The organism is Nodularia spumigena CCY9414 (assembly GCF_000340565.2).
GTDB classification, from domain to species: domain Bacteria; phylum Cyanobacteriota; class Cyanobacteriia; order Cyanobacteriales; family Nostocaceae; genus Nodularia; species Nodularia spumigena.
Genome location: NZ_CP007203.1, coordinates 3,690,125 through 3,690,696, shown reverse-complemented (window position 1 = coordinate 3,690,696; position 572 = coordinate 3,690,125). Strand labels below are relative to the sequence as shown.

General features: G+C 48.1%; 2 tRNA genes and 2 other annotated features (1 of these 4 cut by a window edge). Both genes read left to right on the top strand.

Annotation, left to right across the window (positions count from 1 at the left end):
- Window positions 1-106: a sequence feature (mutual gap in cmsearch alignment for this rRNA model is longer than 100), on the top strand; it begins 1,488 nt to the left of the window's first position.
- Window positions 4-138, top strand: a sequence feature (16S ribosomal RNA rRNA prediction is too short). Its footprint overlaps the feature before it by 103 nt.
- A gap of 135 nt (window positions 139-273) precedes the next feature.
- Window positions 274-347: transfer RNA gene (locus tag NSP_RS27610), tRNA-Ile, on the top strand.
- A gap of 83 nt (window positions 348-430) precedes the next feature.
- A tRNA-Ala gene (locus NSP_RS27605) sits at window positions 431-503 on the top strand.
- The last annotated feature ends 69 nt before the right edge of the window (window positions 504-572 follow it).

The window sequence follows — 572 nt, the reverse complement described above, 5'->3', positions numbered from 1 at the left end:
ACACACCGCCCGTCACACCATGGAAGCTGGTCACGCCCGAAGTCGTTACCCCAACTGTTCGCAGAGGGGGATGCCGAAGGCAGGACTGGTGACTGGGGTGAAGTCGTAACAAGGTAGCCGTACCGGAAGGTGTGGCTGGATCACCTCCTTTTAGGGAGACCGAATCCACTCAAACATCGAAAGCAAATCGCAATTAGATACTGAGTTGGTCATTCCTAGGTCGGTCGCGAATATTTGTTGAAGCTCTCAAACTATAGATTTGGTTCGGATAATGGGCTATTAGCTCAGGTGGTTAGAGCGCACCCCTGATAAGGGTGAGGTCCCTGGTTCGAGTCCAGGATGGCCCACCTGAAATCAGTTAACAGTCAACAGTCAACAGTAGTCAGTAAAAAGCTGATAACTGGTAACTGATACCTGATAACTGACTGATGGGGGTTTAGCTCAGTTGGTAGAGCGCCTGCTTTGCAAGCAGGATGTCAGCGGTTCGAGTCCGCTAATCTCCACCTTGTGTAAAAATCGCAAAAAAATCATATCGTTGATTGTCAGATCAGACAAAAAATAGATATAATAAC